The sequence below is a fragment of the Streptococcus sp. GMD5S genome (assembly GCF_000298715.2).
GTDB lineage: Bacteria > Bacillota > Bacilli > Lactobacillales > Streptococcaceae > Streptococcus.
In genome coordinates, this window is record NZ_AJRG02000004.1 from 1 (window position 1) to 19,175 (window position 19,175).

Annotated in this window: 14 protein-coding genes and 1 tRNA gene; 12 read left to right on the forward strand and 3 right to left on the reverse strand. The window is 40.8% G+C overall.

Annotated features, from left to right (window positions below; all coding sequences use genetic code 11):
* The first annotated feature begins 18 nt into the window (after positions 1 to 18).
* The 12 genes from GMD5S_RS0202950 to GMD5S_RS0203010 all read left to right on the forward strand — a co-directional run bounded on the left by GMD5S_RS0202950 (position 19) and on the right by GMD5S_RS0203010 (position 16,036).
* A tRNA-Pro gene (locus tag GMD5S_RS0202950) sits at positions 19 to 92 on the forward strand.
* A 175-nt stretch (positions 93 to 267) separates the two neighbouring features.
* Complete coding sequence (locus tag GMD5S_RS0202955; RefSeq protein ID WP_000095448.1) at positions 268 to 4,659, forward strand: PolC-type DNA polymerase III; 4,392 nt, start codon at positions 268 to 270, stop codon at positions 4,657 to 4,659.
* 87 nt (positions 4,660 to 4,746) lie between these two features.
* Positions 4,747 to 5,268: a DnaA ATPase domain-containing protein gene (locus tag GMD5S_RS0202960; protein ID WP_000247995.1), complete on the forward strand. Its 522-nt coding sequence runs from the start codon at positions 4,747 to 4,749 to the stop codon at positions 5,266 to 5,268.
* A gap of 109 nt (positions 5,269 to 5,377) precedes the next feature.
* Positions 5,378 to 6,328, forward strand: coding sequence for a helix-turn-helix transcriptional regulator (locus GMD5S_RS0202965; protein WP_000999609.1), 951 nt, complete (start codon positions 5,378 to 5,380; stop codon positions 6,326 to 6,328).
* A 7-nt stretch (positions 6,329 to 6,335) separates the two neighbouring features.
* Positions 6,336 to 7,649 carry a DUF262 domain-containing protein gene (locus tag GMD5S_RS0202970; RefSeq protein ID WP_000155167.1) on the forward strand — a complete coding sequence of 438 codons (1,314 nt, stop codon included), beginning with the start codon at positions 6,336 to 6,338 and terminating at the stop codon, positions 7,647 to 7,649.
* A complete protein-coding gene (locus tag GMD5S_RS0202975; RefSeq protein ID WP_000230428.1) occupies positions 7,643 to 9,514 on the forward strand; it encodes a GmrSD restriction endonuclease domain-containing protein in 1,872 nt (623 codons plus the stop codon). Before GMD5S_RS0202970 ends, GMD5S_RS0202975 begins: the two co-directional genes overlap by 7 nt.
* Before the next feature lie 74 nt (positions 9,515 to 9,588).
* Complete coding sequence (locus GMD5S_RS0202980) at positions 9,589 to 9,741, forward strand: hypothetical protein (RefSeq protein WP_000776613.1); 153 nt, start codon at positions 9,589 to 9,591, stop codon at positions 9,739 to 9,741.
* Between the two features lie 21 nt (positions 9,742 to 9,762).
* Entirely contained in the window at positions 9,763 to 11,004 is a 1,242-nt protein-coding gene (locus GMD5S_RS0202985; protein ID WP_000243907.1) for an aminopeptidase, read from the forward strand.
* Between the two features lie 9 nt (positions 11,005 to 11,013).
* A complete protein-coding gene (locus GMD5S_RS0202990; RefSeq protein WP_000901578.1) occupies positions 11,014 to 11,244 on the forward strand; it encodes a GlsB/YeaQ/YmgE family stress response membrane protein in 231 nt (76 codons plus the stop codon).
* 232 nt (positions 11,245 to 11,476) lie between these two features.
* Positions 11,477 to 12,199 (forward strand): pseudouridine synthase, encoded by a 723-nt coding sequence (locus GMD5S_RS0203000; protein WP_008282969.1) that lies wholly within the window; start codon positions 11,477 to 11,479, stop codon positions 12,197 to 12,199.
* A 109-nt stretch (positions 12,200 to 12,308) separates the two neighbouring features.
* On the forward strand, positions 12,309 to 13,643 hold the full coding sequence (gene pepC / locus GMD5S_RS0203005) for an aminopeptidase C (protein WP_000991645.1): 1,335 nt from the start codon (positions 12,309 to 12,311) through the stop codon (positions 13,641 to 13,643).
* Between the two features lie 164 nt (positions 13,644 to 13,807).
* Complete coding sequence (locus GMD5S_RS0203010; RefSeq protein WP_000876387.1) at positions 13,808 to 16,036, forward strand: HAD-IC family P-type ATPase; 2,229 nt, start codon at positions 13,808 to 13,810, stop codon at positions 16,034 to 16,036.
* Between the two features lie 59 nt (positions 16,037 to 16,095).
* Here the strand turns inward: GMD5S_RS0203010 and GMD5S_RS0203015 are convergent, their stop codons facing one another.
* The 3 genes from GMD5S_RS0203015 to GMD5S_RS0203025 all read right to left on the reverse strand — a co-directional run bounded on the left by GMD5S_RS0203015 (position 16,096) and on the right by GMD5S_RS0203025 (position 18,899).
* Entirely contained in the window at positions 16,096 to 17,007 is a 912-nt protein-coding gene (locus GMD5S_RS0203015; protein ID WP_000818322.1) for a PTS system mannose/fructose/sorbose family transporter subunit IID, read from the reverse strand.
* A gap of 14 nt (positions 17,008 to 17,021) precedes the next feature.
* A complete protein-coding gene (locus GMD5S_RS0203020; RefSeq protein ID WP_001280321.1) occupies positions 17,022 to 17,834 on the reverse strand; it encodes a PTS mannose/fructose/sorbose transporter subunit IIC in 813 nt (270 codons plus the stop codon).
* 75 nt (positions 17,835 to 17,909) lie between these two features.
* A complete protein-coding gene (locus GMD5S_RS0203025) occupies positions 17,910 to 18,899 on the reverse strand; it encodes a PTS sugar transporter subunit IIB (RefSeq protein ID WP_000021984.1) in 990 nt (329 codons plus the stop codon).
* Positions 18,900 to 19,175 lie beyond the last annotated feature (276 nt).

Sequence of the window (19,175 nt, forward strand, 5' to 3'; positions counted from 1 at the left end):
GCATTTTTTTATTTAACGCGGGAAGTAGCTCAGCTTGGTAGAGTACTTGGTTTGGGACCAAGGTGTCGCAGGTTCGAATCCTGTCTTCCCGATTGATTGCGAGGATACTTAAAGGTATCTTTTTCTATTTATTAAGGAGATTCTGAGAGTCTTCTTTTTTGTTTACGGAACAAATTTGTGTAAACTAGTAGTGCTTAAGGAATGGTACCAGTCATATATTTTCTTTAATTATGGTAAAATAGTAAGAGAATAATGTGAGGAAAATGAATGTCAAGTAAGTTTGAAATTTTAATGAATCAACTAGGAGTCTCTGATCAATTGAGACGGGATCCTGCTCTTGTTGATGCCAGAATTGAGCGTGTTGTGGTTCATAAAATTAGTAAGATTTGGGAATTTCATTTTGTATTTTCTAATATTTTACCGATTGAAATCTTTTTAGAGTTAAAGAAAGGGCTTGGTGAAGAATTTTCTAAGACAGGAAACCGAGCTGTTTTCGAAATCAAGGCTCTTTCTCAAGAAGTCTCTAATGAACTCTTGCAGGCCTACTATAGAGAGGCTTTTTCTGAAGGTCCATGTGCAAGTCAGGGGTTTAAATCTCTTTACCAGAATTTAAACGTTCGTGTGGAGGGAAATCAACTCATTATTGAAGGTTCAGAGGCGATTGATAAGGAGCACTTTAAGAAGAATCATCTTCCTAATTTGGCAAAGCAACTCGAAAAGTTTGGTTTTCCAGCTTTTGTATGCCAAATAGAAAAGAATGATGCTCTTACACAAGAGCAGGAGGAAGCCTTCCATACGGAGAATGAACAAATCGTTCAGGCTGCCAATGAGGAAGCGCTTCGAGCTATGGAGCAATTGGAACAAATGGCTCCTCCTCCAGTAGAAGAGAAGCCAGCCTTTGATTTTCAGGCTAAAAAGGCTATGGCCAAGCCTAAACTAGATAAGGCTGAAGTTACCCAGATGATTGACGTGACGACTGAGGAAAATCGTCTGGTCTTTGAAGGGGTCGTTTTTGATGTGGAACATAAAGTGACCAGAACTGGTCGCGTTTTGATCAACTTTAAAATGACAGACTACACTTCAAGTTTTTCAATGCAAAAATGGGTTAAGAATGAAGAAGAAGCTCAGAAGTTTGACATCATTAAGAAGAATTCTTGGCTCCGAGTTCGTGGTAATGTGGAGATGAATAACTTCACACGTGATTTGACCATGAACGTCCAGGATGTGCAGGAAGTTGTTCACTATGAGCGGAAGGATTTGATGCCAGAAGGTGAGCGTCGGGTTGAGTTTCATGCTCATACTAATATGTCGACTATGGATGCTCTACCAGAAGTAGAGGAGATCGTTGCGATAGCTGCTAAGTGGGGACACAAGGCGGTTGCCATCACGGACCATGGAAATGTTCAATCTTTCCCACACGGCTATAAGGCGGCCAAGAAAGCTGGAATCCAGCTGATCTATGGAATGGAAGCCAATATCGTGGAGGATCGTGTTCCAATCGTTTATAACGAAGTGGAGATGGACTTGTCAGAAGCGACCTATGTAGTTTTTGACGTGGAAACGACGGGACTTTCAGCTATCTATAATGATTTGATTCAGGTTGCGGCCTCTAAGATGTACAAGGGGAATGTTATTGCCGAATTTGATGAATTTATCAATCCTGGGCATCCCTTGTCCGCTTTTACTACTGAGTTGACTGGAATTACAGATGACCATGTTAAAAATGCCAAACCACTGGAACAAGTTTTGCAAGAATTCCAAGAATTTTGCAAGGATACAGTCTTAGTCGCCCACAATGCTACCTTTGATGTTGGCTTTATGAATGCTAACTATGATCGTCATGGTCTTCCTAAAATTAGCCAGCCAGTCATCGATACGCTGGAGTTTGCTAGAAATCTCTATCCTGAGTATAAACGTCATGGTTTGGGGCCTTTGACTAAGCGTTTTGGTGTAGCACTTGAACACCACCACATGGCCAACTACGATGCGGAAGCTACGGGTCGTTTGCTTTTCATCTTTATCAAAGAGGTAGCAGAAAAACATGGTGTGACTGATTTGGCTAGACTGAACATTGATTTGATTAGTCCAGACTCTTATAAAAAAGCTCGGATTAAACATGCGACAATTTATGTTAAGAATCAAGTAGGGTTGAAAAATATCTTTAAGTTGGTTTCTTTGTCTAACACCAAGTACTTTGAAGGAGTGCCACGGATTCCGAGAACGGTTCTAGATGCCCATCGGGAGGGCTTGATTTTGGGGTCGGCTTGCTCGGAGGGTGAAGTTTTTGACGCGGTTGTATCCCAAGGTGTGGATGCGGCGGTTGAGGTGGCCAAGTATTATGACTTTATCGAGGTCATGCCACCAGCTATCTATGCGCCATTGATTGCCAAAGAGCAGGTCAAGGATATGGAGGAACTTCAGACCATTATCAAGAGCTTGATAGAGGTTGGAGATCGTCTTGGCAAGCCTGTTCTGGCTACGGGAAATGTCCACTATATCGAACCAGAAGAAGAGATTTACCGTGAAATTATCGTCCGTAGTTTGGGACAAGGGGCTATGATTAACCGAACCATTGGTCATGGGGAACATGCCCAACCAGCTCCTCTTCCAAAGGCTCATTTTCGAACGACCAATGAGATGTTGGATGAATTTGCCTTCTTGGGTGAAGATTTAGCACGCAAACTAGTTATTGAAAACACTAATGTCTTGGCAGAAATCTTTGAACCTGTTGAGGTTGTTAAGGGTGACTTGTACACACCTTTCATTGACAAGGCGGAAGAAACGGTCGCCGAGCTGACCTACAAAAAAGCCTTTGAGATTTATGGAAATCCGCTGCCAGATATCGTTGATTTGCGGATTGAAAAAGAATTAACTTCCATTCTGGGGAATGGATTTGCCGTGATTTATCTGGCTTCGCAGATGCTGGTGCAACGTTCCAATGAACGGGGCTACTTGGTTGGTTCTCGTGGGTCTGTTGGGTCCAGTTTTGTTGCGACTATGATTGGGATTACGGAGGTTAATCCTCTCTCTCCACACTACGTCTGTGGTCAGTGTCAGTACAGCGAGTTTATCACGGATGGTTCTTACGGTTCAGGGTTTGATATGCCTAATAAGGACTGTCCAAAGTGTGGTCATAAACTCAGCAAAAATGGACAGGATATTCCTTTCGAGACCTTCCTTGGTTTTGATGGGGACAAGGTTCCCGATATTGACTTGAACTTCTCGGGAGAAGACCAGCCTAGCGCCCACTTGGATGTACGTGATATCTTTGGTGAAGAATATGCCTTCCGTGCAGGAACGGTTGGTACAGTTGCTGCTAAGACTGCTTATGGATTTGTCAAGGGCTATGAGAGAGACTATGGGAAGTTTTATCGTGATGCAGAGGTGGAACGTCTTGCCCAAGGTGCTGCCGGTGTCAAGCGGACTACAGGACAACACCCAGGAGGAATCGTTGTTATTCCGAACTACATGGATGTCTACGACTTTACGCCTGTTCAGTATCCAGCGGATGACGTGACGGCTGAATGGCAGACGACTCACTTTAACTTCCATGATATCGATGAGAATGTCCTCAAACTCGATGTACTGGGGCATGATGATCCGACCATGATTCGAAAATTGCAGGACTTGTCTGGTATTGACCCTAATGAAATTCCTATGGATGATGAAGGTGTCATGGCCCTCTTTTCTGGAACTGATGTACTAGGGGTAACACCTGAGCAAATCGGAACGCCGACGGGCATGCTGGGAATCCCAGAGTTTGGAACAAACTTTGTACGTGGGATGGTAGACGAAACGCATCCGACGACCTTTGCGGAATTGCTTCAGTTGTCTGGATTATCCCACGGTACCGATGTGTGGTTGGGAAATGCCCAGGATTTGATCAAGCAAGGAATTGCGGACCTATCGACTGTTATCGGTTGTCGGGACGACATCATGGTTTACCTCATGCATGCGGGTCTCGAGCCTAAGATGGCCTTTACCATCATGGAACGGGTACGTAAGGGCTTGTGGTTGAAGATTTCAGAAGAGGAGCGAAATGGCTATATCGAAGCCATGAAGGCCAATAAGGTGCCAGAGTGGTATATCGAGTCCTGTGGAAAAATCAAGTATATGTTCCCTAAAGCCCATGCGGCAGCCTACGTTATGATGGCCTTGCGCGTAGCCTACTTCAAGGTTCACCATCCCATTTATTACTACTGTGCTTACTTTTCAATCCGCGCTAAGGCTTTTGATATCAAGACCATGGGTGCGGGCTTGGACGCCATCAAGCGCAGAATGGAAGAAATCGCTGAAAAACGGAAGAACAATGAAGCCTCTAATGTGGAAATTGACCTCTATACCACTCTTGAGATTGTCAATGAGATGTGGGAACGTGGCTTTAAGTTTGGCAAGTTAGACCTCTATCGTAGTGATGCGACTGAATTCATCATTGACGGAGACACTCTTATCCCACCATTTGTAGCAATGGATGGTCTGGGAGAGAACGTTGCTAAGCAGTTGGTGCGTGCGCGTGAAGAGGGTGAGTTCCTCTCTAAGACAGAACTGCGCAAGCGTGGTGGACTTTCATCAACCTTGGTTGAAAAGATGGATGAAATGGGGATTCTCGGCAATATGCCAGAGGACAACCAGTTGAGTTTGTTTGATGATTTGTTTTAAAAAATTGCTTATTTTGATCAAGTGGACAAAAAATGTCCACTTGATTTGTTATAATTCTCTTAAAAATAAAAGAAAAGAGAGTATAATATGGTGAATCAAGAAATTTTAAATTCTAATGTGTCAATTGAAGAGGAAATTTATAATTTTGAAAAAGGCTTGAAAGATGATGGGAGTGATTGGACCGGATTTCCACAAATAGACTTAAAAGAAGATTCTCAATGTATTTACATTTGCGGTATTTCAGAGACTGACAGATGGCATTTGTTTTATACGTTAACTAAAATAAAACCTGCTACTCCAATAGCATCACTTGCATATTATCGAGTGAGAGATAATTTGATTTTTTCTAAACATAGTCAATGGATAAAAATGCAAATGGAGTATACAGAGTATGATTTGATTTTTCTGGATGGAGTTCAATTCTTGGGAGAGGCTGATCAAAGGGTACAGGAATACTGGATGCAGCAATTCAAAGAGAATAAGAAAAGAAGCAAACTCTTCATTGTATATTCAGACTGCTTACCCGAAGACTTAAAAAATATGGCTGAATCCGTAGTTGAGTTCTTCGAATCTGGCATAGTGGTACAGTTGAAATCATCTAAGGGCTAGTTTATTTTGCTTTAATCGTTTTGAATATAAAGTGCTAGTTAGACTATAGAAGTGATAAAAATGTACTGGAAATAATATTGTTTGAATAATATGTAGAAGGAAATTGCAAATGAATGATCAAGAGAGATTACTAACAATCTTTTTACGCTTACAGTTTGGGACTCCGTTAGGAAAAAAGCAATTAGCCCAGGAATTTGAGGTTAGTGAAAAGACGATACAGAGAGATTTTTCGCTCCTTCGTGATATTTTATCCAGTCATCCCGATTTTAATGGAGACCTGCTTTATAGTCGTAAAACGAATAAGTATAGCCTATCAAGTAAGTCAGTTTTTAATAAAAAGGATATACTTGTTATTTCAAAGATTTTATTGGAAAATCGAGCATTGAATCGGCCAGAAATTGATAGCTTACTAAAAAATTTACTGATTTTAATTCCTCGTGATGACCAGAAAGAAATTGAGCAAATCATTGGTAGTGAAAAGCTTAATTATGCTCCCTTAACGGATCAGCAAGATAGAATAGAGAAAATTTGGAATTTATCGGAGTCTATTCTACATGAACAGGTCTTAGACATTATCTATCAAAAACCTTATTCGGAGTCTTCTAAGAAGCAGACGGTTTTGCCTGTATCTCTTTACTATGATAGTCATTATTTTTATCTGGTTGTTTATCAGTTAAAACACGCTACTTATATTACTTTAAGAGTAGACCGTATCCAATCATGGTCTCTTAGTGGTATAGAGAAACCCTCTATTTCTTATCGAGATAAATTTAGAGATGGTGATATTCGTAACGAGAGAGTTGATGCTTTTATCGGGAAGAAAATCAGTATTGAGATTGGGTATTTGTATGATCCTACTATTGTGATGGATCAATTTCCAAATGCAAAAATAGTTGGGAAAAATGGTTCCTGGACTCATTTTAAGTTTAAAAGTCAGTATACACCGGGTCTTAAACGCTGGTTACTGGGACAAGGGGAAGCAGTTACTGTTTTGTCTCCTCGGATTTTAGTAGAGGATATGAAGCGAACGGTTCAAGAAATGATAGATAAATATAAATGAGGATAAAATGACTATTCAATTTACTTCTAAAAAGGTTGGAGAACTATTGAAAAAAGGGAATTTGCGGATTCCTTCTTATCAAAGACCATATAAATGGAACAGAAAACATATCCGTAATCTTTTTTATGATTTACGAGATGCTATGGGGAAAAAGGAATATCAGATTGGTTCCGTTATCCTGCATAAGAATGATGGACACTTAGATATTGTCGATGGACAGCAACGGCTAATTTCAATTTCTTTGTTTCTTCATTCGTTAGATGACTTAGAGAATTATAAGGGTGCTAATCAACTGTTGAGTGCTGAAGAATTTGGAGAGCTATCTTGCTATCATGCGAGTGAAAATTATAATGAGTGGAAAAATTTAACTCAATTAGTTGGCGAAAATGAGGCAAAAGACATTTGCAACTTTTTATTAGAGAATTGTGCTGTCTCTGTGATTACTATGCCCCAAGAACGATTATCAGAGGCCTTTCAGCTATTTGATTCTCAGAATAATCGTGGAAAATCTTTAGAACCTCATGATTTGCTCAAGGCCTATCATCTTCGCAAGCAAGATTCCGAAGATGAAAGAATTGTTGAAAAGTGGGAGCAATTTGTAGAGGATAAAGAGTTAAGTCTCAAAGAGTTGTTTGATAAACATCTTTTTCGTATGAGACGTTGGTCGCGAGGAGAGACAGGATTAACAAACAAGCGTTATGGCTCTTATCTCCGTTTTACAGAGGATTTTATTGACGACTTTAAAGGCGTTGATTTGAATCAGAACTTTCCATACCTAGAATTGTATCGTCATATTGAAAAACTCCCTATGTCAATTACTATGCCAATAATTGATGGAAGTAAATTTTTTGAGTATATTGAATCTTCTCATGAAACTATTAAAGTTCATAAAAATTTTTTAAATAAAAAGTTTGGAGTCTCTAATGAGTTAGAGGAAGAAGAACAAAATTTAGCTTACCCAGAAGGTATGTTAAACATTTACAATAGCTCAAAGGGTCGCTATCTCAAGTGTCACAATATATTCCTAAATATTTGCTCGCTTTTCGCAGATAGATTTGGAAAAGAGGAGCTATCAAAGGAGATAGTAGAGACCTTGTTTATTTGGTCTTACTACCCTCGAGTTAAATCTAAAGCCATATATGATGCGACGGTTGGGAACTATGCTGCTGGTGGAAGGTTTAGACAAAAAGAGGTTCAAAAGCTATTTCAACTTTTATCTCATGCCGTCACTCCGAATGATTTCATGATAAAGATAGATAGAGAGTTATTTGAAAATTATACTGTGGACAAGATTATAGAAGAGGAAAAAGATAAATGGTAGAAACGCATATAAGCTTATCTGTTAATCGTCTGTTAAATGAAGATACCTATGCTATTCCTCTTTATCAGAGAAATTTTGCCTGGACTTATGATGAAATTGAGCAGTTATTGAACGACGTAGCAGATGCTTTTCAAGAAAATAGAGACAATTACTATATTGGAACATTAGTCGTTAATAAAGAGAATGACATTTTCAAAATCATAGATGGGCAACAACGGACAACAGCCCTTAATTTGATTGCCTTAGCTTTGAAGCATGAGTTTGGTTTTGATCTATTGAAAGCTGTCAATCTTACCTTTCCAGCTAGGAAGAAATCAAATGAGAATATTCAAAAACTATTTACTAAGGAAAAAATCTCTGAGGACGATGAAAATGAATTAACTAGAGGTTACGGACATGCTAAAGACGCATTGAAAAAAGTGCTAGAGGAGCGTCACCTTAATCCTCAGTCTTTCGTTGATTATCTTTTTGATAAAGTTATTATTTTTCGGAGTATACTTTCTGAAGATTTAGACTTAAATCTTTATTTCGAACGTTTCAACTCTCGTGGAGAACAACTAGAGGCTCATGAGATCCTTAAGGCGCAAATGATGGCCAAGTTTGGTGCAGATCAAGAAATGGCACAAAAATTTGCAAGAATTTGGGATGCCTGTGCGGAATTTGATAAGCCGGTATCAAGTCAATTTAAGATGCGACGGAAGAGAGCAGATGATTTTCAAGAACGCGAACGTATTTTTGGATGGCATTTTACAAATTACTCATTTCATAATATTTATGATGATATTGATTTTTATCAAAATGAAAGAAGAAAGTTATCAGATATATTAGGAAAAAAGATAAATGAAAAAAATATAGAAGTAGAAAAAGATTTTGGTGATTATACCCAAGTTATCGATTTTCCAACCTTCCTACTCCATGTATTGGCAATTTGGGAAGGTAAGGATACCAATGAGGTTCAGTTAGACGACAAGAAACTTTTAGCCCTATTTGATATAAAAAATAAAAATAAGACTTGGATTATTGAATTCAGTGAATTTCTTCTTAAAATAAAACATATTTTTGATAATTACATCGTTAGAAATTCAAATATGGATTCTTCAAGCAGAAATAAGGATGAATGGTTTTTGCAGAAGGGAACTTATTATGAATATCAACCTAATGGAAAAGCGAAAGAGCATTACATAGTTGAAGAACGCTTTACTAAGAATACATTTTCAGATTCGGAAATTAACAAAAACATTATCCTCCTTCAATCTATGTTTGCTGTGACCTTTACTGCTAATCGTGATAGTCGTTGGTTATATGAGATTTTTCAATTTCTCTTCAGACATATTGAAGAACTAAATGATCAAGAATTTGGTGCTCATTTTAAAGAATTTCTTGAAAAAATGGCAGTGACGTATGCAGAAGAAAGACTGTTTACTGAGGATAGAAGAATTAAGAAATATGGTGCAATTCCTGTTTATGCTTTTAACTTTGTAGATTATGTTTTATGGAAAAATCGTGAAGAATTAAAGAAAGCATACGATGTTAAGTTTGAAGATTTCAAATTTACATATCGTCGTTCTATAGAGCATTGGTTTCCACAACATCCAAATAGTGATGAAAGAGTTGAAAAAATTGATGATAAATTTTTGCACTCCTTTGGGAATCTCTGTATCATTACAGATAGTCAAAATTCGAAGTTTGGAAATTTAGTTCCAAGTGCAAAATATAAACAGTGGGAAGGAATTTTCAATCGCCAGAGTTTAAAATTACAGATGATGGCAGATGTAACGGTAAAGAATGATAAATGGGGTATTTGTGAGATTCAATTTATGGAAAAAGAAGTGGAAAGATATGTACACGACTTTTGTGATAGTTAAATAAAAACAAGCTTTAATGAGCTTGTTTTTTAAAATGCTAATATATGTGATATACTAGTAATGGGGGACATTTGATGAAACTAAGAATTTTTGCGGAAGATAAACCTGCTGAAAAGATTTTTGACTATCAGCTAGAGCTGGCAGATGAAACAATTATTCTATCGACAGCGCTCTTGTCTGGTGCCATTGCTTTAGCAGGATTATTTTCTGCTTTGAAGGAAAAATAACAAAAGAAAAGGAAGAATAGAATGGTTTTACCAAATTTTAAAGAAAATCTAGAAAAATATGCGAAATTGTTGGTTGCGAATGGAATTAACGTGCAACCTGGTCACACCTTGGCTCTTTCTATCGATGTGGAGCAACGTGAGTTGGCGCATTTGATCGTGAAAGAAGCTTATGCCTTGGGTGCTCATGAGGTTATTGTTCAGTGGACAGATGATATCATCAACCGTGAGAAATTCCTCCACGCGCCGATAGAGCGTCTGAACAATGTGCCAGAATACAAGATTGCTGAGATGAACTACCTCTTGGAAAACAAGGCTAGCCGTCTCGGTGTCCGTTCTTCTGACCCAGGTGCCTTGAACGGAGTGGATGCTGACAAGCTTTCAGCTTCTGCCAAAGCTATGGGACTTGCGATGAAGCCAATGCGTATCGCAACGCAATCCAACAAGGTTAGCTGGACTGTAGCAGCTGCAGCAGGGCTTGAGTGGGCTAAGAAGGTTTTTCCAAATGCTGCGAGCGATGAAGAAGCAGTGGACCTCCTTTGGGATCAGATCTTCAAAACTTGCCGTGTCTACGAAGAAGATCCTGTTAAAGCTTGGGAAGAGCATGCTGCTATCCTTAAGAGCAAGGCAGAAATGCTCAATAAAGAACAATTCTCAGCCCTTCACTACACAGCGCCAGGGACAGATTTGACACTTGGCTTGCCTAAGAATCACGTTTGGGAATCAGCTGGCGCTATCAATGCACAGGGCGAAGAATTCTTACCAAATATGCCGACAGAAGAAGTCTTTACGGCTCCTGACTTCCGTCGTGCAGAGGGCTATGTAACCTCTACAAAACCACTTAGCTACAACGGAAATATCATCGAAGGCATTAAAGTAACTTTCAAGGATGGTCAAATCGTAGACATTACTGCTGAAAAGGGTGATCAGGTCATGAAGGACCTTGTCTTTGAAAATGCGGGTGCGCGTGCCTTGGGTGAATGTGCCTTGGTACCAGATCCAAGTCCAATTTCTCAGTCAGGCATTACCTTCTTTAACACGCTTTTCGATGAGAATGCTTCAAACCACTTGGCTATCGGTGCAGCCTATGCGACCAGCGTTGTTGGTGGAGCGGAGATGAGCGAAGAAGAGCTTGAAGCTGCGGGACTGAACCGTTCAGATGTTCACGTGGACTTTATGATTGGTTCGAATCAAATGGATATCGATGGTATCCGTGAGGATGGAACACGCGTACCACTCTTCCGCAATGGAGACTGGGCAATTTAAGGAGAAGCTATGCTTGGAAGTATGTTTGTTGGTCTCCTAGTAGGACTCTTGGCAGGTGCTTTAACCAATCGCGGAGAAAGCATGGGATGCTTTGGGAAAATGTTTCTCGGCTGGATTGGTGCTTCTTTGGGGCACCTGCTCTTTGGAACTTGGGGTCCAAATCTAGCGGGGATAGCTATTGTTCCAGCTGTTTTAGGTGCTATGGTTGTCTTAGCTATTTTCTGGAGACGAGGAAGTTAATTTCTTAAATCTGATACTCAATGAAAATCAAAGAGTAAACTAGGAAACTAGCCGCAGGCTGCTCAAAGCACTGCTTTGCGGTTATAGATAGAACTGACGAAGTCAGCTCAAAACACTGTTTTGAGGTTGCAGATGGAAGTTGACGCGGTTTGAAGAGATTTTTGAAGAGTATGAAAAGAAAAGGAGGTTGGTCATTGTACCAGCCTCCTTTTGAGTATGATATAATAGTTTTATGAGATTAGATAAATTTTTAGTTGCATGCGCTGTGGGAAGTCGGACGGAGGTCAAAAACTTGCTCAAGGCTGGACGCGTGACGGTCAATGGCAAAAAAGAAAAATCAGCAAAATTGCAAATAAATGAAGAAAAAGACGAAATTCGCTTTGATGGTCAAGTGCTAGAGTACGAGGAGTTTGTCTACTACATGATGAACAAGCCCCAAGGAGTCATTTCGGCGACTGAAGATCCCAAGCATAGAACGGTTCTGGACTTGTTGGATGACTATGGACGTGCCAAAGAAGTCTTTCCTGTAGGGCGATTGGATATCGATACGCATGGACTCTTACTCTTGACAAATGATGGAAAGCTGGCTCATTCCCTTCTATCGCCCAAGCGTCATGTAGATAAAACTTATCAAGCTCAGGTCAAGGGAATCATGAGCCAAGAAGATGTGGAAACATTTGGCAAGGGTATTCCGCTCAAGGACTTTACCTGCCAGCCGGCCAAACTGGAGATTTTGTCAGTGGATTCATATAAGGATGAGAGCCAGGTTCGGGTGACTATTAGAGAAGGAAAATTTCATCAAGTCAAACGCATGGTAGCATACTGCGGGAAGGAAGTAGTGGACCTACAACGTTTGGCCATGGGGACTCTAGTTTTGGATGAGAATTTGAAACGAGGAGAATGGCGTCGCTTGACCAAGGAGGAGTTAGAAGTTCTCCTTGCTAGTATTGCTTAGTTTGGATTATGTTAGAAAAGGTGAGGAGAAAGTCCCTGCCTTTTTCATTTTTCAGTTGCTTCCTTTGTGAAAAGAGTTATAATAGACAGTAGAATAAAAGGAGGAATCTATGAACGCGATTCAAGAATCATTTACAGATAAACTATTTGCCAACTATGAAGCAAATGTCAAATACCAAGCAATTGAAAATGCTGCCAGCCACAATGGAATTTTTGCAGCTCTAGAACGTCGCCAAAGTCATGTAGACAATGCACCTGTTTTCTCATTGGATTTGACCAAGGACAAGGTTACTAACCAGAAAGCGTCTGGTCGTTGCTGGATGTTTGCAGCTCTCAACACCTTCCGTCACAAACTCATTTCTCAATATAAATTGGAAAACTTTGAATTGTCACAAGCCCACACTTTCTTCTGGGACAAGTATGAAAAATCTAACTGGTTCTTGGAGCAAGTCATTGCGACTGCAGATCAAGAATTGACGAGCCGTAAGGTTAGCTTCCTACTCCAAACTCCACAACAAGACGGTGGACAGTGGGATATGGTCGTGGCCCTCTTTGAAAAATATGGTGTCGTTCCTAAGTCAGTTTACCCTGAGTCTGTTTCATCTAGTAATAGCCGTGAGCTCAATGCAATTCTTAACAAATTGCTTCGCCAAGATGCCCAAATCTTGCGTGACTTGCTCGCTTCTGGTGCTGACCAAGCGACTGTTCAAGCTAAGAAAGAAGACCTCTTGCAAGAAATCTTTAACTTCCTTGCTATGTCACTAGGTCTTCCACCGCGTAAATTTGACTTTGCTTATCGCGATAAGGATGATAACTACCAAAGCGAAAAGGGTATCACGCCACAAGAGTTTTACAAGAAATATGTCAATCTTCCTCTAGAAGACTACGTTTCTGTTATCAATGCTCCAACTGCTGACAAGCCTTACGGTAAATCTTACACAGTTGAGATGTTGGGAAATGTGGTTGGTAGCCGTGCAGTTCGTTACATCAACGTACCAATGGAGCGCTTAAAAGAATTGGCGATTGCCCAAATGCAAACAGGAGAAACTGTTTGGTTTGGTTCAGATGTCGGCCAGCTCAGCAACCGCAAAGCTGGAATCCTTGCGACTGATGTTTATGACTTTGAATCAAGCATGGATATTCAACTGACTCAAGACAAGGCTGGACGTTTGGACTACAGCGAAAGTTTGATGACCCACGCCATGGTCTTGACAGGTGTGGACTTGGACGAAAATGGCAAGTCAACCAAGTGGAAAGTTGAAAACTCATGGGGAGACAAGGTCGGTGCAGATGGTTACTTTGTCGCCTCAGACGCTTGGATGGACGAATACACTTACCAAATCGTTGTCCGTAAAGAATTGCTGACAGCAGAAGAACAAGCTGCCTATGAAGCAGAACCAATCGTACTTGCACCATGGGATCCAATGGGAGCCTTGGCAGAATAAAGCATAAAGAAAAGAGGTTAGGGGAATCCTAGCCTCTTTTTAAGTTCTTCTTGAAGTGGCGATAGGTGATGCTTGCCAAGGGAGTTCTCCTTATTTTGAGTCTTTAAGTGACAGAGAAAAAGATATGTGTTATTATAGTAGTACAAAAGGATATCGGAGTAGAAATGAAGTATTTAAGTAGCCAAGACATCAAGGATCGTCAACGAAATATCAGCGACATTAAACCCTACAAAACAACCAAGGAAATCGTCGTTTCAAATATCTTTACCTTCTTTAATGCCATGAACCTGGCTCTGGCAGTTCTGGTAGCCACAACCTTGCGATTTGAGAACATGCTCTTTTTAGGTGTGATTGCTATCAATACAGCTATCGGGATTTTCCAAGAAGTGCGTTCAAAAAATGCTTTGGAAAAGCTAAGTTTGCTTGGTAAAAGTAAGTACAAGGTCAATCGAGATGGTCAAACGATCGAGATTGATCCAGAAGACATCGTTCTGGGGGAATATCTGCATCTCAATCTGGGAGATCAGGTACCTGTCGATGCAGAAGTGCTTGAAGGAACGATCGAAGTGGATGAGTCCTTGCTGACTGGTGAGAGTGATTCAGTCTTTAAAACAGCAGGTGACAAGCTGATGAGCGGAAGCAATGTCGTTAGCGGTACTTGTCTGGTTACGGCAACGGCGGTCGGACCCGATAGTTATATCAACAAACTCGCAAAATCCAGCAAGGAATTCAAAAAATACCCTTCTCAACTACGCGATTACATGGATAAGATTTTAAAAATCGTCTCGATCTTGCTGGTGCCAGTTGCCATTCTGCTCTATATCAGAGGTTTTAGTCTAGGACGGTCTTATGTTGAGATTGTTTTAGGAAGTTCAGGTGCCTTGGTCGGCATGATTCCAGAGGGTTTGATTCTATTGGTTAGCGTCTCCCTAGCGGTAGCAGCCATGAAGTTGGTTAAAAAGAAGGTTCTAGTGCAGGAACTATACTGTGTAGAGACCTTGGCGCGAGTAGATGTTCTTTGTTTTGATAAGACAGGAACTATCACGACGGGGAATATGAAGGTCCAAGAAATGAATGCTAATGTGGCAGAGAAACTATCTTCTTATCTGGCTTATTTCGAGGATGAAAATGCAACTTCCCGAGCTCTGAAGACTTACTTAACCTGTGAGAAAAAGTGGGAAGTTCAAGAAGTTGGTGCCTTTTCAAGTAAAAACAAGTATTCCTTTGTCCAAGTAAAAGACAGTGGGACCTATTTCTTCGGAGCCTATGAATTTCTAGGCTTTACCCAGCCGATGGATGCCTACTATGAGCATCTGAAACAGCAAGGTTTTCGAATCTTAACACTCGCTCATAGCAAGGACCAGATTACTAGTCCAGCTAATATGGAACTACTAGGCCACGTCGTTTTGTCAGATGAGATTAAGGACAATACCAAGGAAACCTTTGACTATTTCGAATCTCAAGGTGTTGAAGTGAAGATTATCAGTGGTGATAATCATGTGGCTGTATATGGGGTGGCTCGTAAGGCAGGTTTTAAGGAAGAAGCGCGGGCTATTGATATGACCAAGGTGAGCGATGATGACTTTGAAAGAGTGGTCTTGGAACACGAAATATTTGGACGTGTGACACCTGAACAGAAGCAAAAGATGGTATCTATTTTGCAAAATGCTGGTAAAACAGTTGCCATGAGTGGTGATGGAGTCAATGATGTTCTGGCTCTCAAGAAAGCAGATATTAGTTTTGCCATGAAGGGGGCTACGAGTGCAGCCAAAAGTGTATCCAATATTGTTTTTCTCACAGATGACTTTGCAGTATTTTATGATATCTTGATGGAAGGACGCCGGGTCATTAACAACATCCAAAAGGTAGCCTCTCTTTTTCTAACAAAGACCTTCTTCTCCATCGTTTTTGCCATTTTGAGTGTGGTATTTGGTTTGGAATTTGCCTTTATCCCCATTCAGTTTACAATCATTTCAGCCATTACGATTGGGATTCCATCCTTCTTCCTGACTTTTGAGTCCAATAAAGAAAAGGTTAGCACTCACTTTATGAGAGATATCCTAACCAACGCGGCGATTGGTGGTGGCGTTCTGGTTGCTAGTGTTCTTTTGACCAATTTCTTTATCACTGTCCCAGGTCAGGTCAAATTTATTTGCTTCCTCCTTGCCCTGATCAATGGTCTGTGTCTAGTTGCCAAGGTCAGCTTGCCTTTTAATCGATACAAGATGCTTTTGCTCACGTTTTTGAGCCTTGCAGCCCTTGTTGGTGTACTTGCCAATACTTTTATCCTACAGGGAGCTTTTGTGCCTTTAGAAGCCAAACAGCTACTCTATGTTGCCATACTAGCAGTGGTGATTGGGTGCTTTCATTATCTGACTAGGAGAAAAAGTTGATACATAAAAAGAATCAGGTTTAATCCTGATTCTTTTTTGTTTATATATTCTCACCGAGATTACATGATACCGAAGAAACGAGCTGCGATACCAACTGCAAAGAGGGCAAGGATGATTGTGATTGGAGATACTTTTTTCTTAAGCAACCACATGCAAAGGAAAGTAAGGAGAAGTCCCATCAATCCTGGAATCAATGAGTCCAACTGACCTTGAAGCGTTTGTGGTTGAACTCTATCTAGGCTCATACCACTAAGCGCTTGACCAAGAATGCCCTTCAACTCAGCTCCTGTAACAGGACCTTCTGGGAAGTTGATGTAGGCACCTTCTGACAATTGTTTGCCTGGAAGGTTGATAGTGAAGTTGATGGATACCCAACGTTGTACAAGAACGGCAAGGATGAACATACCAAGGATAGAAGCACCTTTAGTGATGTCTTTCAAGATACCACCAGACATGTCTTTAGTGATCTCAGATCCAGCTTTGTAACCGAACTCTTGTGTGTACCATAGGAAGGCCATACGGATAGCATTCCATCCGAAGAAGAAGAGAAGTGGACCAACAAGGTTACCAGATGCAGCAAGTGATGCACCAAGAGCTCCAAGGATAGGACGAACTGTAAACCAGAATACTGGGTCACCGATACCAGCAAGAGGTCCCATCATACCGATTTTAACCCCTTGGATAGCCGCGTCGTCGATTTCAACACCGTTAGCGCGCTCTTCTTCAAGTGCAAGAGTAACCCCCATGATTGGAGCAGCGACGTATGGGTGAGTGTTGAAGAATTCAAGGTGGCGCTCAAGAGCAGCCGCTTGGTCTTCTTTTTTAGTGTACAATTTTTTGATAGCTGGGATCAATGAGTAAGCCCAACCCAAGTTTTGCATACGTTCGTAGTTCCAAGAACCTTGAAGGAATTGTGAACGCCACCAAACTTTTTGACGATCTGATTTTGATAATTGAATTTTTTCAGCCATGATTGTTCCCCTTTCTAGTAGTCTTCTAGGATATCACCGATTGGGTCGTTAGAAGTTGCAGCTCCGCCGCCACCGTTTCCACCTTGTTTTGTAAGGTTAAGGTAGATGAAGGCAAGGGCAACACCGATGACACCAAGGGCAATCAAAGTCAATTGAGAGATTGCTGCAAGAGCAAAACCGATTGCGAAGAATGGCCATACTTCACGAGTTGCCATCATGTTGATAACCATAGCGTAACCAACGGCAACGACCATAGCACCACCGACAGCCATACCACCATTCAACCAGTCTGGCATCAATTTGAGAGCATCTTGAACGGCAGAAGCAGGGATAGCGATAAGGAAGGCAGCAGGGATTGCAATACGAAGACCTTGAAGAAGAAGTGCAACAAAGTGAGCACGTTCAACAGCCGCAATATTTCCTTCTTTAGCAGCAGCGTCAGCAGTGTGAACCAAGGCAACTGAGATTGTACGAACAATCATAGTCAAGAAAAGTCCAGCTACGGCAAGAGGAATAGCTGTTGCCGTAGCAACGGCGATACCTTCAGTAGTAAAGTTACCACCTTTGATCAAGATGATTGCTGCAGCAACAGATGCAAGAGCAGCGTCAGGAGCTACGGCAGCTCCGATGTTTGCCCAACCAAGGGCGATCATTTGAAGAGATCCACCAAGCATAACACCTGCTTCGAGGTTACCAGTTGCAAGTCCGATAAGGGTACATGCGACGATTGGTTGATGGAATTGGAATTGGTCGAGGATACCTTCAAGACCTGCAAGGAAGGCAACAACTACAACCAAGATAGCAGAAATGATTGAAATATCTGACATGGTTTTATTCCTTTTCTATTTAGTTTTAATAAAGTATTTAATCCTGTTTTCAAAAATGATAGAAACAGATTAACATTATTGAACATTTGCTTTCTTAATCAAGTCAAACAAATCTTTTTTCGTGTCGTTTGGTACTTTACGTACGTCAAATTCAACACCGAGGTCACGCAATTTTTCAAAGGTTGCAACGTCTTCTTTGTCCATAGACAAAACGTTGTTAATCATTGTTTTACCTGTTGAGTGAGCCATAGAACCAACGTTAAGGGTCTTGATTGGCACGCCACCTTCGATAGCACGAAGTGCATCTTGTGGAGTTTCAAACAAGATAAGGGCATGAGTTTCTCCGAAACGTGGGTCTTTTGCAACGTCGATCAATTTCTGGATTGGGACAACGTTGGCTTTTACTCCATTAGGAGCTGCTTGTTTGATCAATTCTTTACGCAACTCGTCGTTTGCAACGTTGTCTGAAGCAACGATGATACGATCTGCTTTTGAATCTGGAGTCCAAGCAGTGGCAACCTGACCGTGAAGGAGACGAGTGTCTAGACGAGCAAGGTTGATTTTCAGTTTACCGTCACCGATAACTGTTCCTTCTGGAATAGCAGCTTGTGAAACTGGAGCAGCTGCAGCAGTTGCAACTTCCTCAACTGGGTTAAGCTCTTCTGGAAGAGCCTTGATGCCATCTTTGGCTTCTTTAATGATATTCGCAGCGACTTTATCCACACCTGCATTCGCGTCCATAAGGCGCTCTGTGTAGGCTTGGATCAACATCGGCAAGTTCAGTCCTGTGATGATGGCAAACTTACGTTCTGGATTTTCTCCCATTACGCGGCTAGCTTGGTTGAATGGAGATCCACTCCAAAGGTCAGCCAATACTAGAACCTCATCTTCTGCGTCAAATGCAGCCACAGCGTTGTTGAATTTAGCGTAAAGGTCATCTGGACCTTCATTTGGCATAAAGGTTACAACTTGAACCTTTTCTTGTTCACCAAAGATCATAGATCCTGACTGATGAATACCCGCAGCAAATTCGCCGTGGCTCGCAATAATGATTCCGATACTCATTATTGTCATTCCTCCTTATAAAATGTTTGACTGTATGTTTAAGAAAACTTTAAGCCTAACTTTAAGTATAAACCGTTTTCATATAAAAATCAACTACTTTTTCTAAAAAGATGTAAAAGTTTTCATAAAATGACTTTTTAAAAATATTAATATATCAATAGTTTTGAGAGGTAAGTGAAAATGGCGATAGAAAATTTAATATAAAAATACAGAAAACGAGGTGCTTTTGTGAAAACAGAATGAAAACAAAAAGGAAAGATTGCGACCATGCAATCT

Coding starts and splice junctions, on each gene's coding strand:
- GMD5S_RS0202980 (WP_000776613.1), top strand. CDS start 9,589: ATGAAACTAAGAATTTTTGCGGAAGATAAACCTGCTGAAAAGATTTTT.
- pepC (WP_000991645.1), top strand. CDS start 12,309: ATGAACGCGATTCAAGAATCATTTACAGATAAACTATTTGCCAACTAT.
- GMD5S_RS0203015 (WP_000818322.1), bottom strand. CDS start 17,007: ATGGCTGAAAAAATTCAATTATCAAAATCAGATCGTCAAAAAGTTTGG.
- GMD5S_RS0203020 (WP_001280321.1), bottom strand. CDS start 17,834: ATGTCAGATATTTCAATCATTTCTGCTATCTTGGTTGTAGTTGTTGCC.
- GMD5S_RS0202965 (WP_000999609.1), top strand. CDS start 5,378: ATGAATGATCAAGAGAGATTACTAACAATCTTTTTACGCTTACAGTTT.
- GMD5S_RS0202960 (WP_000247995.1), top strand. CDS start 4,747: ATGGTGAATCAAGAAATTTTAAATTCTAATGTGTCAATTGAAGAGGAA.
- GMD5S_RS0203000 (WP_008282969.1), top strand. CDS start 11,477: ATGAGATTAGATAAATTTTTAGTTGCATGCGCTGTGGGAAGTCGGACG.
- GMD5S_RS0202975 (WP_000230428.1), top strand. CDS start 7,643: ATGGTAGAAACGCATATAAGCTTATCTGTTAATCGTCTGTTAAATGAA.
- GMD5S_RS0202985 (WP_000243907.1), top strand. CDS start 9,763: ATGGTTTTACCAAATTTTAAAGAAAATCTAGAAAAATATGCGAAATTG.
- GMD5S_RS0203025 (WP_000021984.1), bottom strand. CDS start 18,899: ATGAGTATCGGAATCATTATTGCGAGCCACGGCGAATTTGCTGCGGGT.
- GMD5S_RS0202990 (WP_000901578.1), top strand. CDS start 11,014: ATGCTTGGAAGTATGTTTGTTGGTCTCCTAGTAGGACTCTTGGCAGGT.
- GMD5S_RS0203010 (WP_000876387.1), top strand. CDS start 13,808: ATGAAGTATTTAAGTAGCCAAGACATCAAGGATCGTCAACGAAATATC.
- GMD5S_RS0202970 (WP_000155167.1), top strand. CDS start 6,336: ATGACTATTCAATTTACTTCTAAAAAGGTTGGAGAACTATTGAAAAAA.
- GMD5S_RS0202955 (WP_000095448.1), top strand. CDS start 268: ATGTCAAGTAAGTTTGAAATTTTAATGAATCAACTAGGAGTCTCTGAT.